Below are 17,670 nucleotides of genomic sequence, written 5' to 3'. Positions count from 1 at the left end.
TCTCTCCCTTCACGCCGAGTGCCACGCGGTCAGGTGCGCTCACCACGGTCGGGGCCACGTCCCGCGGGCATGACGGCCGGAGCCTCCGGGGCCCGCATCGGTTGCGCAGGGGAGACCACGTCATGCTCCCGGCCGACTTCTCCGCTGTCCCTCGCGTCGTCGGCAGTGAGACGGACGGCCGAGTCACCTCTGACTGCCGGTGCGGGGAAGACATCTTCACGGCCGACGGCGTCGAGCATGACCAGGACCACGACTCGCTCCCTGTGGCGAGGTGTAGTCGCCGGCCATGGACACCGGCTCATCCATCCTCATCGTCAAACCGCCCGCGCTCCCAAGACCCAGATCTCAACGGTCAGAGACTGCATGGCCGATGGCTCCCGGACCCGACCACGCCGAGACCGTCACGGGCCGACTGGGGGCCACCACTCTCATTCTCCGGCCCCCCGGCCGAGACCGCCTCATAGACGAAGCGCCTCAGGCAGGTCCCTGCGGCGCCGCAGGAACGACACGCGAATTCGGGCCGCGAGGGAGACACACAGCGGCGACGGGGCAGATCAGCCTGATGATCGCCGGGGTGGTCATCGCGGCTGCGTGAGGCCGCCGGCTGCCCCTGAGCAAACTGAGCCGGCCGGGCAACGGGCTCACCGCCGATGGTGGCGACGAGCGGTCACCGAGGGCGAAGGGGGTGGCACCGCTGCCGGACCGGGCGGCGAGCACGATTGCGTACTGGTCGCCTCTGGCTAGTGCGCGTGCGACAGCGCGAACGCCGTCAGGTAACCCAGAGCGTTGGTCGCCCAGTGCAGTCCCATGGGTGCCAGCAGGCTGTTGCTGCGGCGGCGCAACTCGCAGAAGAGGACGCCGGCTGCTGTGGTGAACAGCAGGGTGCCGATGACGAGTGGGACGGCATGCGGGTGAGCGATGTCCGTGGTGAGGGCGGGATGGCGCACAGCCGGATGAAGGGTGCCAAGGACGTGCCACAGGCCGAACAGAAGAGAGGAGACTGCGGTGGCGGCCACCGTACCGGCATAGCGCCGTACCAGCCCGTACAGCACACCACGAAACCCGTACTCCTCCAGCAGCACCGTCCCCAGCGGCACCTGGACGCACATCAGCAGGACCAGTTCGCCGCCACCGACACGCGCGGTGCGCTGGTTGGAGAAGAGCTCACGGGTCAACGGCAGGAGCGCCCCGACCAGGTAGACCGAACCCACGACGCCGATCAGGGCCAGCGCCCAGACCGCGCCGCGCCGGAGCGTACCCGCGCCCAGACCGACATCGTCCCGGGTTCCGCCCGCCCACCACACGATGCCGGAGAGCAGCAGAATCGCGACGAAGGCGTTGACCAGCCCGAGAGAGGGCAGGTAGCCGCTGTAGGCCAGATTGGTCAGGCCCAGCACGGCCAGGACGCAGGCCAGGGCGACGGCGGGTACCGCGGGGCGGCGGAGTCGCAGCAGGAAACGTCCGCCGCGGCTCCACTGCCTTCCGGCCATGCTGTCCTCCTCGGCCGTGTTGCGGCCGCACTCCCCCTGCTGCCCCATCCTCCGACGTCGCCCCAAGGCGGACCACTCGGCCCGCCGGTGCCATGGTCCGTCCGCGGCCGAGGGGCAGCGTTGGCGCCTGAGTACCCGCGAGGCGACCATGGAGCAGGAGGTTGCTATGCCACGGGCCACACTGGGGCCGCCGGAAGGCTCGCCGGGCGAATCCCCGCGTGCTGAGAGCCGGGGTGACGGTGGCCCCGCCCACCGGAAGCTGCGTCACGTTACTCTCCCGGGCTGTTGGGGTGCGCTCGTTCTGGCATGCCTTTCCTTCACGCCGTCACTGCTTCCGCGCGGCGGTCTCATCCAAGGCGTGATCTCCGGCATCACCGCGGCCATCGGCTACGGGCTGGGAGTGCTGATCGCGTTCGTGTGGCGTGCTTTTGCCGACCGTGGCCCTCGTGCTCCGCGACGCTGGGCTTGGCGCGTTTTTCTCATTGCTGCGGTTGTCCTGCTCGCCGTCGCCATCGGATTCGGGCAGTACTGGCAGTACGAGATCCGCAAGCTGATGGGCGTCACGGACTACAACATCCCGCTCGCCATTGCCTCGCCCTTCATTGCGGCGCTGACATTCGGTGCCCTTCTTCTCACAGGACGCGCCCTTCGTCGCGTGTACCGCTGGGCAGCGAGACTTCTCAGACGTTGGATCGGACCGCGTGCCGCGAAAGGTGTCGGGTGGATTCTGGTTGCGGGGGTTGCCTATGCGGTCGTCACAGGTCTGCTCCTCGACGGTTTCGTCGGCCTGGCAAACGCAGCGTTTTCACTTCGCGACACGAAGACCCCAGAGGGGGTCCACCAGCCCACGACCAGCGCCCGGTCAGGTGGACAGGGCTCCATCGTGCCGTGGGATTCACTCGGTTGGCAGGGGCGTAGTTTCACCGGAACCGGACCTTCGACGGCGGATATCGCAAAGTTCGTCCACCACCCGGCAGAGGAGCCGATCCGTGCGTATGCCGGGCTGGCGTCTGCCGACAACGCGGAGTCCCGGGCCGCTCTGGCCGTCAACGACCTCCAGCGCGAGGGCGGCTTCCAGCGCAAGAACCTGCTGGTGGTGACGACGACCGGCAGCGGCTGGGTCGACCCGTCGTCCGTGGACACGTTCGAGTACCTCAGCGGTGGGGACTCGGCGACCGTGGCGATCCAGTACTCCTACCTGCCGTCCTGGCTTTCCTACCTCGTCGACCAGTCGAAGGCCAAAGAAGCGGGCCGAGCGCTCTTCGACGCAGTCTACGAGGACTGGTCGAAACTCCCTCCGAACAAACGCCCGAGACTGTTCGTCGCCGGAGAAAGCCTGGGGTCGTTCGGTGGCGAGGCCGCCTTCAGCGGAGAATACGACCTGCGCAACCGCACTGCGGGCACCCTGTTCGTCGGCCCACCGAATTTCAATACACTCTTCCGGGAATTCAGTGACCACCGCGAAAAAGGAAGCCCCGAGATCCAGCCCATCTATAAGGGCGGACGGACCGTGCGGTTCACCAACAACCCGGGATCGGAAATTCCGCCGGAGGACCGCCCCTGGGAAGGCAGTCGCGCCCTCTACCTGATGCACCCCTCCGATCCGATCGTCTGGTGGAGCCCACGCCTGATCCTCAATGAGCCGGAATGGATCAGCCAGCATCCGGGCAAGGACGTACTGAAGAGCATGTTCTGGATTCCCTTTGCGACTTTCTGGCAGATCACCGCCGACCTTCCCTTTTCCACCGAAGTTCCAGCCGGTCATGGCCATAAATACACAGCTGAATACGTCGACGGATGGAATGCCGTCATGCGCCCTGCCGGGATCACCTCGCAGACACTGGACCATCTCAGGGAAATTATTGCGTCCGGAGGGTGAGCGCAGCAGCCTCTGAGCTGCCGGCACGTCAATGCAACGGGGAGCTTCCCGAAAACCTTCGAAAATCGCACCGACAACCAGCACGATTCTCCCATTTGTGCAGCTCAGAGGCGCATTTGCCTCGCTCACGCCAAATACCTTCCAAGCACTTGGCCGCAGGTTCGAGTCCTGCCGGGGGCGCTCTCCAAGACCCTTCCTTCGGGAGGGTCTTTTTGCTGGTCAGGGTGCATGTGGCCACACGGCGGAACGGCCTCGTCCGCCCCCGGTGCGCAGGGGGCGGGGCCGGGCCGAACAGGCCCGTCAGTCAGGTGAAACTCGACTCGGCGGCGAGGCGGCCGGGCCGCGGGTGGTACAGGAGGCATGTGAGCTCACGACCGCCGACCGGCCCGCCCCCCGGCCCCCCGACGGGCCCCCTCCCCGGGACTCCGCAGCCCGATCCGCCGGCGCCTCGGCGTCCCTGGTGGCGCACCCCGCCTGCGCTCGTCGGTGCGGGCGTCGCCCTCGTGGTGATCGTGGTGGTAATTGCCTTCGGGTTCGGTGGCGGCGGAGGCGAGGGAGGGAGTTCGAGCGTCAGCACGGCTCCCAGCGCCCCCGCCACCGTTCCGAGCGTCGGTTCGTCCGCGGCGGCTCACGATCTGGCCACCCACGTGACGCTGACGCCCGCGGACTGGGGGAGCACATACGTCCGGGATTCCCCCTATGAGGGGGACGACATGACGACAAGCATTCCCGACCAGAACTGCAAACTCGTGGCGGAGTCGCTGACCGACGCCCTCGCCAATGAATGGCGCGACTCCAAGAACCCCGATAACACGGCGTTTGCCGCCTCGTCGCTCACTGTCTACGAGGGGGCGGACTTCGCCAAGCGCAGCATTTCCCGGCAACGCGACGCCCTGCGGCGATGCCCGTCCCAGAGCGAGGCCGACGGCAAGCGGCAGTGGGACAACGTGCACGAGGTCTCGCTTCCCGCGCTGAAGGGCTTCGATGCCGTGGTGGCCGAGGAAGGCCATTTGGGCACCGATGCGAACGGCCGGAGCACGGACACCTATTACGTTTCCCTCACGGGCAGCAAAGGGCAGTACGTACTGCACTCCGATATCAGCCGCGGACCCGGGACGCAGCAGCAGAACCGCGACGATGCGACCAATGCCCTCTCTCTCATGCTGAGCCGCCTCGCGAGCCGTGGAATTCAGTGAACTTTGATGGGCGGGCGAGAGGGTCGCTTGCCTGAGGAGGGCACGGCACGGCCCCGGGGCTTGTTGCGAGCCTTTTGCAGTTACTGTGGGAGGGCAGCTGAGGGCGCGGGGTGGAAGGGAGCGGGGCGGCGTGGGTGGGATGCCTGTGGTGTTGGGGATCGAGTCGTCCTGTGATGAGACGGGGGCGGGAGTGGTGCGGGGCGGCCGGCTGTTGGGGCAGGCGGTGGCGTCGAGCATGGATGAGCACGCGCGGTTCGGTGGAGTGGTGCCGGAGGTCGCGGCCCGGGCTCATGTCCATGCGTTCCAGCCGGTCGTACGGCGGGCGTTGGACGAGGCCGGGTTGCGGATGGCCGACGTCGGGGCGGTCGCGGTGACCACCGGGCCGGGGCTGTCGGGTGCGCTGCAGGTCGGGCTGGCCGGGGCGAAGGGGCTGGCGTATGCGCTGGGCGTGCCGTTGTACGGGGTCCATCATCTGGCCGGTCATGTCGCGGCCGACACCCTGGAGCACGGTGCGCTGCCCGACCCCTGTGTGGTGCTGATCGTCTCCGGGGGACACACCTCGCTGCTCCTCGTGCGGGATCTGGCCCGCGACCGGATCGTGCACCTCGGCGACACGTTGGACGACGCCGCCGGGGAGTGCTTCGACAAGGTCGCCCGGGTCTTCGGGCTGCCGTACCCCGGCGGTCCGGCCATCGACCGGGCAGCGCGCGTGGGGGATCCGCGCGCTGTCCTCTTTCCCCGGCCGCTCAGCGGGCCGCGCGACGACCCGTACGGGTTCTCGTTCTCGGGGCTGAAGACGGCTGCCGCGCGGTGGGCGGAGCGGCATCGGGGGCAGGTGCTGCCGGTCGCGGACGGGGCCGCGTCGCTGCAGGAGGCGATCGCCGACGTGCTGACCCGCAAGGCGGTGGCCGCCTGCACCGCCCACGGTGTCGGCACGCTCGTGGTGGTGGGCGGGGTCGCCGCCAACTCCCGGGTCCGGGCGCTGGCGGAGGAGCGGTGCGCGGCGGCGGGACTCACGCTGCGGGTGCCGCCGCTGGGGCTGTGCACGGACAACGGCGCGATGATCGCCGCCATCGGGGACCTCCTGGTGCGGGCGGGCGCCGAGCCCGCCCCGCTGGACGTGTCGATCGATCCGTCGGCACCTCTGGAGTACGCGGCGCTGCATCCGGTCGGGCGGGGCGCCGGCCGTGTCCCGGTCACCGTCCCCGAGGGGCTGTGACTGCGCCTGCCCTCCGCTGAACGGGGTGCCGCTGCTCCAATCAGCGCACCGACCACGTTTTGCTCCGGGTCGCCGGCCGCGCGGCGTCGATAGTGACCCCATGACGGGTTTTGTGGCGCGGTACCGCTCCAAGCAGGCCGAGCGCGGGCCGTGGGAACTGCGGGAGGGAGTTCGCTCGCGCGCCCGCGAACTGCGGGCTCTGCTGCTGGACCGGATCAGCACGCACGCGGAGGACGACCGGGTGCAGAATCTGGCGCGGGAAGCGCTGGAGGAGCTGGAGAAGGCCGAAGGGGCGATCAACCACCACGAGCACGCCCGGTACAAGAACGCCTCGCATCTGGCGGTCGGGCAGATTCATCTGGACACCGCGCACAATCTGCTGCTGCGGCTGTCGGGACCCGGCGAGATGGTCTCGATGATGCCGGGTGTGCTGGCCGTCGTGCAGGCGTACCTGCCGTCCGCCGACCCGCGGCGGATCGGCGTGGAGCGGATCGACCGCTCGATCGCGCAGAAAGGCACCCTCACCGAGGAGGACATGGAGCTGATCCTGGACGCCGTGGGGGTCGCCCGCCAGGCGAGCATCCGCGACACGCTCCGGGTCCGCAGCTTCGTCAACATCGTCGCGTGGGTGACGGGATTCCTGGCGGTGGGCGCCGTGTTGCTCGCCGTTCTCGCCGGAGTGAGTGACGACACCCTGCCGCTGTGTTTCACTCCGGGCAGCGGTGTGGGCAGCTCGGGTTACGCGGTGGTCTGTCCGGTGAAATCGGAACCGCAGCCCCGTTTCAGCCGCCTGGACCAGAACGTCGCGGCGGCCACCACCCCGGTGGATTACACCCTGGTGGAAATCGTGGGGCTGGTGTCCGCCGGCATCGCCGCCGCCACCGCGCTGCGGCGGATCAGGGGAACCGCGACGCCTTACAACGTGCCTGTCGTGCTGGCGTTGCTCAAGCTTCCGACCGGGGCGCTCACGGCCGTACTCGGGTTGTTGTTGATGCGCGGGGGATTCGTACCGGGGCTTGCCGCGCTGGATTCGTCGGCCCAGATCATCGCCTGGGCCATCGTCTTCGGTTACGCCCAGCAGCTCTTCACCCGGCTCGTCGACAGTCAGGCGCAGTCCGTGCTCAATGCGGTGGGAGCGCCGAACGCGGCGGCTGCCGCGCCTCCCCCGGCCTCCCCGGGGCCCAAGGTCGTCGCTCACTGAGGAGCCGGGGGGGCCGGGGGCGGCCGGGGGGAAGCGGTGCTGACGCCGGCGTCGCGCGCTACGCCGGCAGCGACTGCAGCCAGTCGAGCAGCAGCGCGTTGACCTCGGTGGGGCGTTCCTGCTGAACCCAGTGGCCGCAGCCGTCGAGGAGGTGGGCGCCGGACAGGGCGGGGAGGGTGACGGGGAACGCCTTGATGGCGTCGGCCATCCAGGTGGTGGGGGCGTCGTGCTCGCCGCCGATGAAGAGGGCGGGGCGGGTGAGCGGGGCGCCGTGCCAGGCGGCGAGGTCGGCCCAGTCCCGGTCGACGTTGCGGTAGCGGTTGAGTCCGCCGGTCAGACCGGTCCGCTCGAATTCGCCCGCGTAGAAGTCGAGATCGGCCTCGGTGAGCCAACCGGCGGGCGCGGCGTCGGGGAAGCGGTCGGAGAGCCGGCCGCCCGGCGGGACCGTGGAGAGCGGGAAGCCGCCCTCGCCGGACGAGGACGCCGCGTCGCCCGAGAGGCCGGCGTAGAAGCCCGCGAGCCAGCCCCGCACATCGGGCTCGATCTCCGCCTCGGCCCGGCCCGGCTCCTGGAAGTAGCTGACGTAGAACTCCTCGCCGCCGCCGAGCCGGGCGAAGGCGTCGGTGGGCCGGACGTCGCCACGGGGCGTGTAGGGGACGCTGAGCAGCGCCACGGCGGTGAAGAGGTCGGGCCGCAGCAGCGCCGTGTTGGCGGCGATCGGCGCGCCCCAGTCGTGCCCCACGATGACCGCGCTCTCCTCGCCGAGGGCGCGCAGGACACCGACGTTGTCGGCGACATGGGCCAGCATCCGGTAGTCCGCGACGTCCCGTGGCGCGGAGGAACGCCCGTAGCCGCGGACGTCGATGGCGACCGCCCGGTAGCCGGCCGCGGCGAGGGCGGGGATCTGGTGGCGCCAGGAATACCAGGACTCGGGGAAGCCGTGGACCATCAGCACGAGCGGGCCGGTGCCCTGTTCGACCAGGTGGATACGGCCGCCGGGGACCTCCACCGTGCGGTGGGCGGCGTCCGGCAGCGGGGTGGCGACGGGAGTCGTGCGGGCGGGCTGCGGCATACGTCCTCCTCGGGGACATCCGGGGAGCCGCCGGCCTTCGCGGCCGCTCCGTCACGATCATGGGCGCAGGGCCGGCCGGCGGGCGAGGATTTTTGCCGGTTCGGCAACACGCCGGGCACGGGCCCCGTGACCGCGGCGGCCACCGCGACGGCGACGGCCCCCGCCCGCCCGTGCGGCCGTCACCGCCACAGCCGCTACAGCCGCACCGTCCGCCTCGGCTGTTCCTTCGCGCCCGTCAGCAGCCCGTGCAGGGTGGCGAATTCGTCCACGCACTTGGCGGTGCCGTTGACCACGCAGTCCAGGGGGTCGTCGGCGATCCGCACGGGGACGCCCATCTCCTGCCGCAGCCGCCGGTCCAGGCCGCGCAGCAGGGCGCCGCCGCCGGTCAGTGCGATGCCGCGCTCGATGATGTCGCCGGACAGCTCAGGGGGGCAGTCGTCGAGGGTGTGGTGGACGGCGCGGACGATCGCCTCGACCGGTTCGGCCAGGGCCTCGCGGATCTCCTCCTCGGTGATCTCCTGGAGGCGGGGCAGTCCGTTGACGTGGTCGCGGCCGCGGACGGTGTAGGTGGTGCGGCGTTCCGGCTCGCCCTCCTCGTCGACGTCGACCGGCGTCCAGACCGCGGAACCGAGGGCGATCTTGATGTCCTCCGCGGTGCGCTCCCCGATGTCCAGGGAGTGCTTCTTCTTGACGTACGAGGTGACGGCCGCGTCGAGGGCGTCGCCGGCGACCCGTACGGACCGCGCCGTGACCAGGCCGCCCATGGAGACGACGGCGACCTCGGTCGTGCCGCCGCCGATGTCCACCACCATGCAGCCGACCGGCTCGTCCACCGGCAGGCCGGCGCCGATCGCGGCGGCCATCGGCTCCTCTATCAGGTGCACCTCGCGGGCTCCGGCGGCCCGGGCGGAGTCGACGACCGCGCGCCGTTCGACGCCGGTGATCCCGGAGGGCACGCAGATGACCACCCGCGGCCTGGAGAAGCGGCGGCCGGGGAGGGCCTTCTTCATCAGGGCGCGCAGCATCTGCTCGGCTGCGTCGAAGTCGGCGATCACCCCCTCCTTGAGGGGGCGCATCGCGGTGATGCCGGACGGGGTGCGGCCGATGGTCCGTTTGGCCTCCAGGCCCACGGCGACGACCTCGCCGGAGGCGTTGACGGCGACGACGGACGGCTCGTTCAGCACCACGCCCTTGCCGCGGGCGTACACCAGGGTGTTGGCGGTGCCGAGGTCGATGCCTATGTCGTAGGTGGCGGACGAAGTGCTGGACGCCATGGGGAGTTCGTGTGCTCTCTCGCGACGGGGGTGGGGGGACGGGGTGGGGTCGGGCGCGCGGAATCCGGCGCAGCGGGGCTGCGGAATTCCGGCATTTGCCCCGCAGACAACCCCATTGAGCGGCAATGGGGTTCAATGCGGGCAATCAATAAGACTACTGGGGAGCCCGGATGGTTCCCGGAGCCGCCCCGTCACCTCCGGCCGGCCCCCTCGACAGCGCCTCGGCGAGGTCGTCGAGGGCGTCCAGCAGCAGGTCGGCGGCGCGCGGCGCGACGCCCTCGCTGCCGGTCTCGGCGTCCCACCGCTCCCACACGGTACGCAGCGCGCTCCACTCCAGCGTCCCGCGCTCGCGCACGGCCCGCTCGGCGCGCTCCAGCGAGGGGCCCAGCTCGGCGGCGAACGCGGCGGCGCCGGGCGACGGTTCGGCGTCCTTGTCGGGGAGGTGGGCCTCCAGGATCATCGTGACCCGGCCCATCGTGGCGAGCGCGGCGCCGGCGGCCTTCGCCGAGCCGGCCGACAGGCCACGGTGCCGCACCGGTTCCTTCTCCGCCCTGGCCTCGCTCTCCTCCCAGGCCGCCCGGGCGGCGCGGGCGTCCAGCAGCGCCTCGCGGACCTGCCGGGGGCGGCCCTCGGCGGGCCGGGCGTGGCGCCCGTAGACGGCCATCGCGTAGCGCCCGTTGGCCGCCAGCCACTCGGCGAGGCGGTCGCGCAGGCGGGGCGTCTCCCAGGCGGGGAACAGCGCGTACGACAGCAGCGCGAGCAGCCCGCCGAGGAGGGTGAGCACGACGCGCTCCTCGACGGTCTGCTCCCAGCCCGCGCCCGCGATGCCGAGCAGGAACACGACATAGGCGGCCACACAGGCCGACGTCACCGAGAAGCCGGTGCGCATCAGCAGGTACATCAGCCAGACGCAGACCACGGCGAGCGCGGCGCTCAGGTACTCGCCGGGGTGCACCACGGCCATCAGCGCGCCGCCGACGGTGACCCCGACGAGGGTGCCGCTGAAGCGGGCCACGCCGCGCGCGTACGTCTGGGCGAAGTCGGGGCGCATCACCATGACGGAGGCGAGCGGCGCCCAGTAGCCGTGGCCGAACGGCAGCGCGGCGCCCAGCAGATAGCCGGCCGCGGCCACCGCGGCCACCCGCAGGGCGTGCCGGAAGATGTGCGAGGACCACCGGGCCTCGCGGTGCAGTGCCCGCAGCGCGACCGGTACGAGCCGGGGGACGCTGGGCCGCAGCAGATGGCCGCGCTCGGCCTCGGTGGTGGGGCGGGTGGACCGGACCGGCTCGTCGGTGAGTTCGACGGCGTCGACGAGCAGGGAGATCAGCCGGTAGGCGGAGCGGCGGGCGGCGCCCGTCAGCATCGGGCCGGTCGCGGGCACTTCGAGGGTGGCCATCGCCTCCGGCGGCAGCCGTACCGGCCTGGCGTGCCGTACGGCGTGCGCGACGGCGTCCAGGACGGTGGCCGCGGCGGCCAGCAGGTCGCGGGCCCGGTCTCGTTCGGGGCCCTCCAGGGGCGCGCCGACGACCGGGTCGGCGAGCGAGGCGAGGACCGGGCGGAGCCGCTCGGCGACCCCGCGCGGGCCGTGCAGCTGGGCCGGGCGGCGCCTGGCCTGACGGGCGGTCACGGTGGAGGCGAGCCGGGCGTCCATCAGGGGCGCGGGGTCGAACGGGGCGACCGGGTCCTGCCGCAGCCGCCGGGCGTAGTCGGCCTCCGCGGCCAGCGCGTCGGCCAGCGCGTCGCGTTGGGTGCCCCAGGGGCGGACCGGGAAGACGACGATGAGGGTGGCCTGGACGACACCGCCGAAGAAGATCAGCGCGGCGTGCTGCAACGCGCCCAGGACGGACGTCGGCAGGGTGACGGTGACCAGCATGATCGCCACGGTCTGGGTGCCGGCCAGTCCGGAGACCGGGCCGATCGCCCAGGCCATCCCGGCCAGGAACGTCCAGCCGGCGAGCAGCACCACGAACGCGGCGGTGTGCGCGGCCACCAGGTAGCCGAGGAAGGTGGAGACCGCCAGCGCGCCGGCCACGGCGAGCGCGAGGACCGGGCGCGGCCGCATACTGCGCTGGAAGGTGACGATGCCGGAGGAGAACGCGCCGAAGGCCGACGAGACCGCGAGGACCGGGTCGCCGCGCCACAGGCACAGGCCGATGACGACGGCGACACCGACCGAGCCGCGGACGGCGATCAGCGGGGTGAGCTTGGCCCGCTCGATCGTCAGCCCGGAGCGGGCCGCTTCCCTCAGCGCACGCGACCAGCCCATGGCCGCAGGATACGGTTCGCGGGCGCGGGTGCCGGGAGGCCCGGCGCGCCGTGCGCTCCCCCGGCCCACTCCCCCGTGCGCCGGGAAAATCCTGGTAAACCCGGCTTCCGGCGTACGTAAAGCACCGCAGGTCATCAAGGGGAAGGGCAGATTCCGGGCGAGGGTGCGAGCAAGCCGACACCCCGGAAGGGAAACCCGCGCCCGCACCGGCGCCCTCTTTCCGAACGGCCGGGAGCTCTCCCGGCCGGCCGGGACGGCTCCCGGCAGGTTCGGCAAGGAGAAGGCCCCGTGCGCACAGCCCTGTTCCGTCCGGTGATCGCGATGATCACCCTCACCGTCCTCGCCGCCACGGCCGGCTGCGGCACGCATGCCACCCCGCCCTCCCCCGTGCGCTTCGCCGGCGGCGCCAGGACCAGCGCCGCGCTGCACACCACGCCACCGGGCAAGCACTCGCTGGTGCAGTGGCCCACCCGGCCGATCACCTTCACCGAGGAGAGCCGGGTCGGCGGGGCCGGCCGGAACACCCCGATCGGCGTGACCACCCTGCACGGGCCCAGGTCCGGCTTCACCGGGAAGGTGTGGGTGTGGGCCCCGCCGGAGTACTACGAGAAGCGCAACGCGAACAAGGGCTTCCCGGTGATGGAGGCGCTGCCCGGCTCCTACGGCTACCCCGTCAACTACTGGATCGGCTCCGACCTCAAGCTGGAGGAGAGCCTCGCCCAGTGGTCGAAGAACGGCACCAGCCTGCCGTTCATCCTCGTCATGCCGGTGCTCAACCCCAACGACAAGCAGTACTACGACGGAAGCGACATACCCGGCCAGCCGAAGATCGGCACCTGGCTCAGCCAGGACGTGCCCGACCTCGTGCGGCAGAACTTCCGCACCCTCAGGACCCGCGACGCCTGGGCGATCATGGGCTCCTCCTCGGGCGGCTTCGCGGCGCTGAAGAACGTCCTGCAGAACCCGCGCGCCTTCAAGATGGCGATCCCCAACGGGCCGGACATCGTGCCCGACTCCCCGCTGTGGAACGGCCACGCCAAGGAGGAGCGCGAGAACAACCCCGAGGTGCTCGCCCGCCGGCTGATCGCGCGCGGCGGCCCGGAGGTCTACGTCGCCTTCCAGGACGGCTCCCGGGAGTACACCGTGCTGCCGAAGGTCCGGAAGTTCATCGCGCAGTACGGGCACGGGCCGGTGCACACCCGGCTGCAGATCGTGCCGGGCGGCACGCACAGCGCGGCGACCTATGTGAAGGGCCTGGGCGAGGGCACGATGCGCTGGGTCAGCGCCCACATGCAGGGGCCGACCGCCTGATCCCGGCGGCCGGCCCGGGGACGCACGGGCGGGCGGCTCACGACCCGCAGTCGACGTCCTGACAGCGGCGGCGGTTCTACGCGAAGTGCCGGGCCGATGGGTTGCGGCCCGCCGACGGGCCCCGGCCCGGCCCCGCCGACGGCCCGTCAGCGTGCCGCCGGCCGCCCGGCGGGCACGTCAGCGGCCCGCCGTCACGACACCACGTCCTTGCGCGCGAACCCCCGGAACGCCAACGCGACCAGCACCAGCGCGTACGACACCGACACCGCCGAGCCCTGGATCATCCCGGACCACTCCATCCGCGGCTGGAGGGCGTCCGCCCACGCGTACTGCCAGTGCGCGGGCAGCACGTCCCGCCAGGCGCCGAGGGCGGTGACCTGGTCGAGGACGTTGCCGACGATGGTCAGCCCGACCGCGCCGCCGACCGCGCCGAGCGGCGCGTCGGTCACCGTCGACAGCCAGAACGCGAGCGCCGCGGTGACCAGCTGGCTGACGAACACGTAGCCGACCACCACGGCCAGCCGCGGCACCGCCTCGCCCGCCGGCAGCGCCCCGCCGGTGGGCAGTTGCAGCGCCCCCCAGCCGTATGCGGCCGAGCCGACGGCCAGCGCGACCAGCGGCAGCAGCACCATCGCCGCGGCGCTGAACAGCAGCGCCACGGTCAGCTTGCTCAGCAGCAGCCGTGCCCTGGGCACCGGCGCCGCGAGCAGATAGCGCAGCGAGGACCAGCTCGCCTCCGAGGCGACGGTGTCCCCGCAGAACAGCGCCACCGGCACGACCAGCAGGAAACCCGCGGAGACGAACAGCGCGGTCGCGGCGAAGTTGGCGCCGGACGCGGTGGCGCTGTCCATCAGGGTGATCCGGCCGTTGCCGCGGCGGCTCGGGTCGCCGCCGATCGCGAACGCCGCCACCAGCACGAACGGCAGCAGCGTCAGGACCGCCGCGACGACGAGGGTGCGACGGCGCTTCAGCTGCCGCCGGGCCTCCACCCGCAGCGGGAGGGTGCGGCGCGGCCGGTATCCGGCTGCCCGCGCGGTGCCGGTCACGCTCATCGTGCGTCCCCTCCGATCAGGGTGAGGAAGGCGTCCTCCAGGCGTCGGTGCGGACCGATCCGGTCCACCGCGATCTCCAACCGGAGGAGTTCGGTCAACAAGTGGGTCGTGGTGATCCCGTCCGGGCGCACCAGCAGGCCGCCCTCGGCGCGCACCGCCGAGGCCACCCCCGGCAGCGCGGCCACCTTCTCCACCACGGCGTCGGTGAGCGGCCCGGCGACCCCGACCAGCAGGGCGTCGCCGGAACCGGTGATCTCCGCGACCGGCCCGGCCTGCACGAGCCGGCCACGGTCCATGACCACCAGGTGCGTACAGCTCTGCTCGACCTCGGACAGCAGATGGCTGGAGACGATGACGGTGCGCCCGGCGGCCGCGTAACGGATCATCACGTCCCGCATCTCCCGGATCTGCGGCGGGTCCAGCCCGTTCGTCGGCTCGTCCAGGATCAGCAGGTCCGGCAGCCCGAGCATGGCCTGCGCGAGGGCGAGCCGCTGCCGCATGCCCTGGGAGTAGGTCCGCACCGCGCGCTGCAACGCGTCGCCGAGGCCGGCGATCTCCAGGGCCTCGTCGAGGTGCGCGTCGTCGGCCGGCCGGCCGGTGGCCTGCCAGTACAGGTCGAGGTTCGCGCGACCGGACAGATGCGGCAGGAAACCGGCGCCCTCGACGAACGCACCGACCCTCGACAGCACCGGCGCGCCCGGCCGGATCGCCTGCCCGAAGATCCGCACCTCGCCCTCGTCCGGCGTGATCAGCCCCATCAGTATCCGCAACGTGGTCGTCTTGCCCGCCCCGTTGGGCCCGAGCAGACCGAGCACCTGCCCCTTCTCCACCCGGAACGACACCTCCCGCACCGCGAATGGGGCCTCCCCTGCTCGAACGGAGTTGAGAGCTCGGGGAATGTCCGCCGATCCCGCGTAGCGCTTGCTCAACCCGCTGATCTGCAGCGGCACCTCGGCCAGCGCCGGGTCCGGGGCCGGTGCCGCGGCCCGGCGGCGGGCGGTGAGCAGCAGCAGCGCGGCGACCACGGCCGCCGCGGCCGGCAGCTCCCAGGTCCAGGCGGGCAGCGGGGCCGCCGCGCTGCGCACCCCGGGCGCGGTGGGCACGCTCAGGGCGCCGCCCTTCAGGGAGACGGTGTAGGTGGTCGGCGCGGCCGGCGAGGCGTAGCCGAGGTCGGTGGCGGACAGCACCAGCCGCAGCCGGTGGCCGGCCGCGAAGTCGTGGTCGACGGCGGGCAGCCGCAGCGTGACGGTCCGGCCGTCGTGGGCGCCCTCGACGCGGTACGGCGTGACCAGCTGGGAGGGCAGCACCTGGCGGCGGCCGTCCGGGGCGACGTCGTAGAGCTTGGCGAAGAACACCGCGTCCGGCGCGCCGGACCTCACCCGCACGGTGGCGCTCGGGCTGCCGGTCAGACGCACCGACGAGGCCAGCGGCGCCGACTCGAAGCGGGCGAACTGGCCGGGGAAGTCCAGCGACAGCCCGCCGGCACCGAGCGAGGCGAAGTTGCCCAGCGCGCCGACGCCCGGCACCGCGGAGATCGCGGGCGGCCCGGCACCGGCCGGGTTGCGGAAGGTCTGGGTGCGCCCGGCCAGCCGGACCCGGCGCGGATCGCCGTCCAGCCCCGGGTACCGGTCCGCGCTCGCGCCGCGCAGCCGCACCGTGCCGTCGGTGGAGTCCAGTCCCCCGCTGCGGCTCACCCGGAACGCGGGACCGGTGTCGGCGCCCTGGTCGCCCTTGAGGTAGCGGTCGAACCACGCCTTCGTACGGGCCTGCAGGCGGGCCGTCTCCCGGTCGCCGCCGTCGTGCCCGCCCGCGATCCAGTCCACGTCGACGGGCGCCCCGTTCCTGCGCACCGCCCGCTGTATCGCGTCGGCGTTCTCCAGGGGGAACAGCGAGTCCGTCTGCCCCTGCATGATCAGCGTCGGCACCTTGATGCGGTCGCCGACGGCGGACGGGCTGCGCTCCGCCAGCAACCGCCGGGCCGCCGCGTCCGGCCGGCCGCTGACCGCGACCCGCTCGTACATCCGGCACAGCGCGGGCTCGAACTTCCCGCAGCCGCCGGAGCCGGCCGGCGCACGGGCCGAGCCGGTGGGGGCGCCGGCCGAGCCGGTGGTGAAGAAGATCCCCGCCCACAGCTTCTTGAACACGCCGTGCGGGAAGAGCGCGTCGGCGAGGTTCCAATACGTGATCTGCGGGGCGACGGCGTCGACGCGCCGGTCGTGGCCGGCCGCCAGCAGCGAGATCGCGCCGCCGTACGAGGCGCCGGCCACCCCGACGCGGGGGTCGCCGGGCCTGTCCAGCTGCACCTCGGGGCGCCTGGCGAGCCAGTCGATCAGCCGCCGGACGTCGGCGACCTCACCGTTCGGGTCGTTCAGCCCGATCTTGCCGGTGGACCTGCCGAAGCCGCGGGCCGACCAGGTCAGCACGGCGTACCCGCTGCGGGCCAGTTCCTCGGCCTGGCCCCGGAGGTCGGCCTTGCTGCCGCCGAAGCCGTGCCCCAGCAGCACGGCGGGCCGCCGCCCGCCGGAGCCCTGCCCCGCGGTGAAGAAGGACGTGTCGATCCGCACCTTCTTCGCCGCGCCGGGCGCCTCCGGCAGGCTCAGCAGCCGGTCCTCCCGGTGCACGGCGGGCGCCGCGTCCGAGGCGGCGGCGGCCCAGGTGCCGCCCCCTATCAGTACGGCCAGTGCGCCCACGGCGGCGTACAGACGCCGGCCGCGCAGCCGCCCGCGCAGTCCGAGACTCCGGAGATCCATACCGGAATCCTAGGGACGGCTGCCCGCCGGCACCCCGTCCCCCCGAACGAACCCGGGCAGCTCCCCCGGTAGTAGGGTCCGCGCCTCCCGTACCGCGAACGCGGTACGGGAGGCGCGGGCCGGCCGGCTATCCCACGGGCGCCGTCGCGCGGAACCGCACGAGCCCGTCGCTGCCGGCGCAGCGCTCCAGCCCGGCCTTCTCCAGGACCCGGCAGGAGGCGGGGTTGGCCGGCTCGACGTCCGCGTACACGGTGTGCACGCCCGGCGCGGCCAGCGCGAACGCCACCAGGGCGCGGACCGCCTCGGGTGCGTAGCCACGGCCGCGCCGGGACGGTACGACGCCGTAGCCGAACTCCACGTCGCCGTCGTCCGACGGCGGGAACAGTCCGATGCCGCCGACCACCAGGCCGCTCGCCCGCTCGATGATCTGCCGCTGGCCGTAGGTGCCGCGGGCCTCCGGGTGCCCGGCGGTGAATCCGGCGATGACGCGGTCGCCCTCGTCGGGGTAGTCGGCCGCCCAGTGCGGCTGCCGCAGCCCGCCGAGGACCGCGGCCAGCTCACTGCCGGACCACGGCCGCAGCACCAGCCGCGCGGTCAGCAGATCCGCGCCGCCCGTCGGGCAGCCGGAGTCGGCGGAGGCAGCCGGAGCCGGAGATGCGGGCGATGCGGGAGAAAGGGGGGACGACGGCTCCGGTGCGGCGGAGTCCGGGGAAGGGTGCGAAGTCACGTATCACTCCTGGTCGTTCTGCGACGACCGGGCGGCGCCCGGCGGCCCGGACGCGCGGGCGTCCGGCTCAGGCGGCGACCCGGCCAAGGGCATGCTGATGCGGCGTCTGGCGGGCCATATTCATCAACCTCCCTCGTCCCGTGGTGCGTGACCACGCGCCGGTGCGGCGCCGCTGGACAGTAGCAACGGTGCGCGCTCCGTGGCCAGTTGTTTTGCCGGGGCCGCCGGAACGT

General features: G+C 72.4%; 12 protein-coding genes. 5 read left to right on the top strand and 7 right to left on the bottom strand.

Annotation, left to right across the window (positions count from 1 at the left end; all coding sequences use genetic code 11):
* Positions 1–740: 740 nt before the first annotated feature.
* Positions 741–1,490, bottom strand: a complete 750-nt coding sequence (locus SL103_RS05680) for a CPBP family intramembrane glutamic endopeptidase (RefSeq protein WP_079145585.1) — start codon at positions 1,488–1,490, stop codon at positions 741–743.
* A 148-nt stretch (positions 1,491–1,638) separates the two neighbouring features.
* On the opposite strand from SL103_RS05680, the gene SL103_RS05675 reads away from it, so the two are divergent.
* The 4 genes from SL103_RS05675 (at position 1,639) to SL103_RS05660 (ending at position 6,985) form a co-directional block, all read left to right on the top strand.
* Positions 1,639–3,369: an alpha/beta hydrolase gene (locus tag SL103_RS05675; protein WP_347877832.1), complete on the top strand. Its 1,731-nt coding sequence runs from the start codon at positions 1,639–1,641 to the stop codon at positions 3,367–3,369.
* Positions 3,370–4,082: 713 nt separating this feature from the next.
* On the top strand, positions 4,083–4,565 hold the full coding sequence (locus tag SL103_RS05670; protein WP_164492757.1) for a hypothetical protein: 483 nt from the start codon (positions 4,083–4,085) through the stop codon (positions 4,563–4,565).
* 139 nt (positions 4,566–4,704) lie between these two features.
* Positions 4,705–5,784, top strand: a complete 1,080-nt coding sequence (gene tsaD, locus SL103_RS05665) for a tRNA (adenosine(37)-N6)-threonylcarbamoyltransferase complex transferase subunit TsaD (RefSeq protein WP_099055386.1) — start codon at positions 4,705–4,707, stop codon at positions 5,782–5,784.
* Between the two features lie 100 nt (positions 5,785–5,884).
* Positions 5,885–6,985, top strand: coding sequence for a hypothetical protein (locus tag SL103_RS05660; protein WP_069567666.1), 1,101 nt, complete (start codon positions 5,885–5,887; stop codon positions 6,983–6,985).
* 58 nt (positions 6,986–7,043) lie between these two features.
* On the opposite strand, the gene SL103_RS05655 is transcribed toward SL103_RS05660, so the two are convergent.
* From SL103_RS05655 to SL103_RS05645, 3 genes are all read right to left on the bottom strand, one after another.
* A complete protein-coding gene (locus SL103_RS05655; protein ID WP_069567665.1) occupies positions 7,044–8,057 on the bottom strand; it encodes an alpha/beta fold hydrolase in 1,014 nt (337 codons plus the stop codon).
* A gap of 194 nt (positions 8,058–8,251) precedes the next feature.
* The gene (locus tag SL103_RS05650; protein WP_069567664.1) at positions 8,252–9,331 is read right to left on the bottom strand and encodes a rod shape-determining protein; all 1,080 of its coding nucleotides are present in this window, start codon (positions 9,329–9,331) and stop codon (positions 8,252–8,254) included.
* Between the two features lie 154 nt (positions 9,332–9,485).
* Complete coding sequence (locus SL103_RS05645) at positions 9,486–11,597, bottom strand: FUSC family protein (protein WP_069567663.1); 2,112 nt, start codon at positions 11,595–11,597, stop codon at positions 9,486–9,488.
* 288 nt (positions 11,598–11,885) lie between these two features.
* Between SL103_RS05645 and SL103_RS05640 the strand changes: the two genes are divergently transcribed.
* Positions 11,886–12,908, top strand: a complete 1,023-nt coding sequence (locus SL103_RS05640) for an alpha/beta hydrolase (protein WP_099055385.1) — start codon at positions 11,886–11,888, stop codon at positions 12,906–12,908.
* 191 nt (positions 12,909–13,099) lie between these two features.
* Here the strand turns inward: SL103_RS05640 and SL103_RS05635 are convergent, their stop codons facing one another.
* The 3 genes from SL103_RS05635 to SL103_RS05625 form a co-directional block, all read right to left on the bottom strand.
* Positions 13,100–13,960: an ABC transporter permease gene (locus SL103_RS05635; RefSeq protein WP_069567662.1), complete on the bottom strand. Its 861-nt coding sequence runs from the start codon at positions 13,958–13,960 to the stop codon at positions 13,100–13,102.
* Positions 13,957–16,710 carry an alpha/beta fold hydrolase gene (locus tag SL103_RS05630; RefSeq protein WP_069567661.1) on the bottom strand — a complete coding sequence of 918 codons (2,754 nt, stop codon included), beginning with the start codon at positions 16,708–16,710 and terminating at the stop codon, positions 13,957–13,959. The genes SL103_RS05635 and SL103_RS05630 overlap by 4 nt, the downstream gene beginning before the upstream one ends.
* Before the next feature lie 127 nt (positions 16,711–16,837).
* Positions 16,838–17,437, bottom strand: coding sequence for a GNAT family N-acetyltransferase (locus tag SL103_RS05625; protein WP_079145583.1), 600 nt, complete (start codon positions 17,435–17,437; stop codon positions 16,838–16,840).
* Positions 17,438–17,670: the final 233 nt, after the last annotated feature.

Source organism: Streptomyces lydicus (assembly GCF_001729485.1).
Taxonomy (GTDB): domain Bacteria; phylum Actinomycetota; class Actinomycetes; order Streptomycetales; family Streptomycetaceae; genus Streptomyces; species Streptomyces lydicus_D.
This window is presented reverse-complemented; position numbering and strand designations above follow the sequence as displayed.

Bases quoted from the DNA above. Each gene is read 5' to 3' on its own strand.
- SL103_RS05680 (WP_079145585.1), bottom strand. From the start codon at position 1,490: ATGGCCGGAAGGCAGTGGAGCCGCGGCGGACGTTTCCTGCTGCGACTC.
- SL103_RS05675 (WP_347877832.1), top strand. From the start codon at position 1,639: ATGGAGCAGGAGGTTGCTATGCCACGGGCCACACTGGGGCCGCCGGAA.
- SL103_RS05670 (WP_164492757.1), top strand. From the start codon at position 4,083: ATGACGACAAGCATTCCCGACCAGAACTGCAAACTCGTGGCGGAGTCG.
- tsaD (WP_099055386.1), top strand. From the start codon at position 4,705: ATGCCTGTGGTGTTGGGGATCGAGTCGTCCTGTGATGAGACGGGGGCG.
- SL103_RS05660 (WP_069567666.1), top strand. From the start codon at position 5,885: ATGACGGGTTTTGTGGCGCGGTACCGCTCCAAGCAGGCCGAGCGCGGG.
- SL103_RS05655 (WP_069567665.1), bottom strand. From the start codon at position 8,057: ATGCCGCAGCCCGCCCGCACGACTCCCGTCGCCACCCCGCTGCCGGAC.
- SL103_RS05650 (WP_069567664.1), bottom strand. From the start codon at position 9,331: ATGGCGTCCAGCACTTCGTCCGCCACCTACGACATAGGCATCGACCTC.
- SL103_RS05645 (WP_069567663.1), bottom strand. From the start codon at position 11,597: ATGGGCTGGTCGCGTGCGCTGAGGGAAGCGGCCCGCTCCGGGCTGACG.
- SL103_RS05635 (WP_069567662.1), bottom strand. From the start codon at position 13,960: ATGAGCGTGACCGGCACCGCGCGGGCAGCCGGATACCGGCCGCGCCGC.
- SL103_RS05630 (WP_069567661.1), bottom strand. From the start codon at position 16,710: ATGGATCTCCGGAGTCTCGGACTGCGCGGGCGGCTGCGCGGCCGGCGT.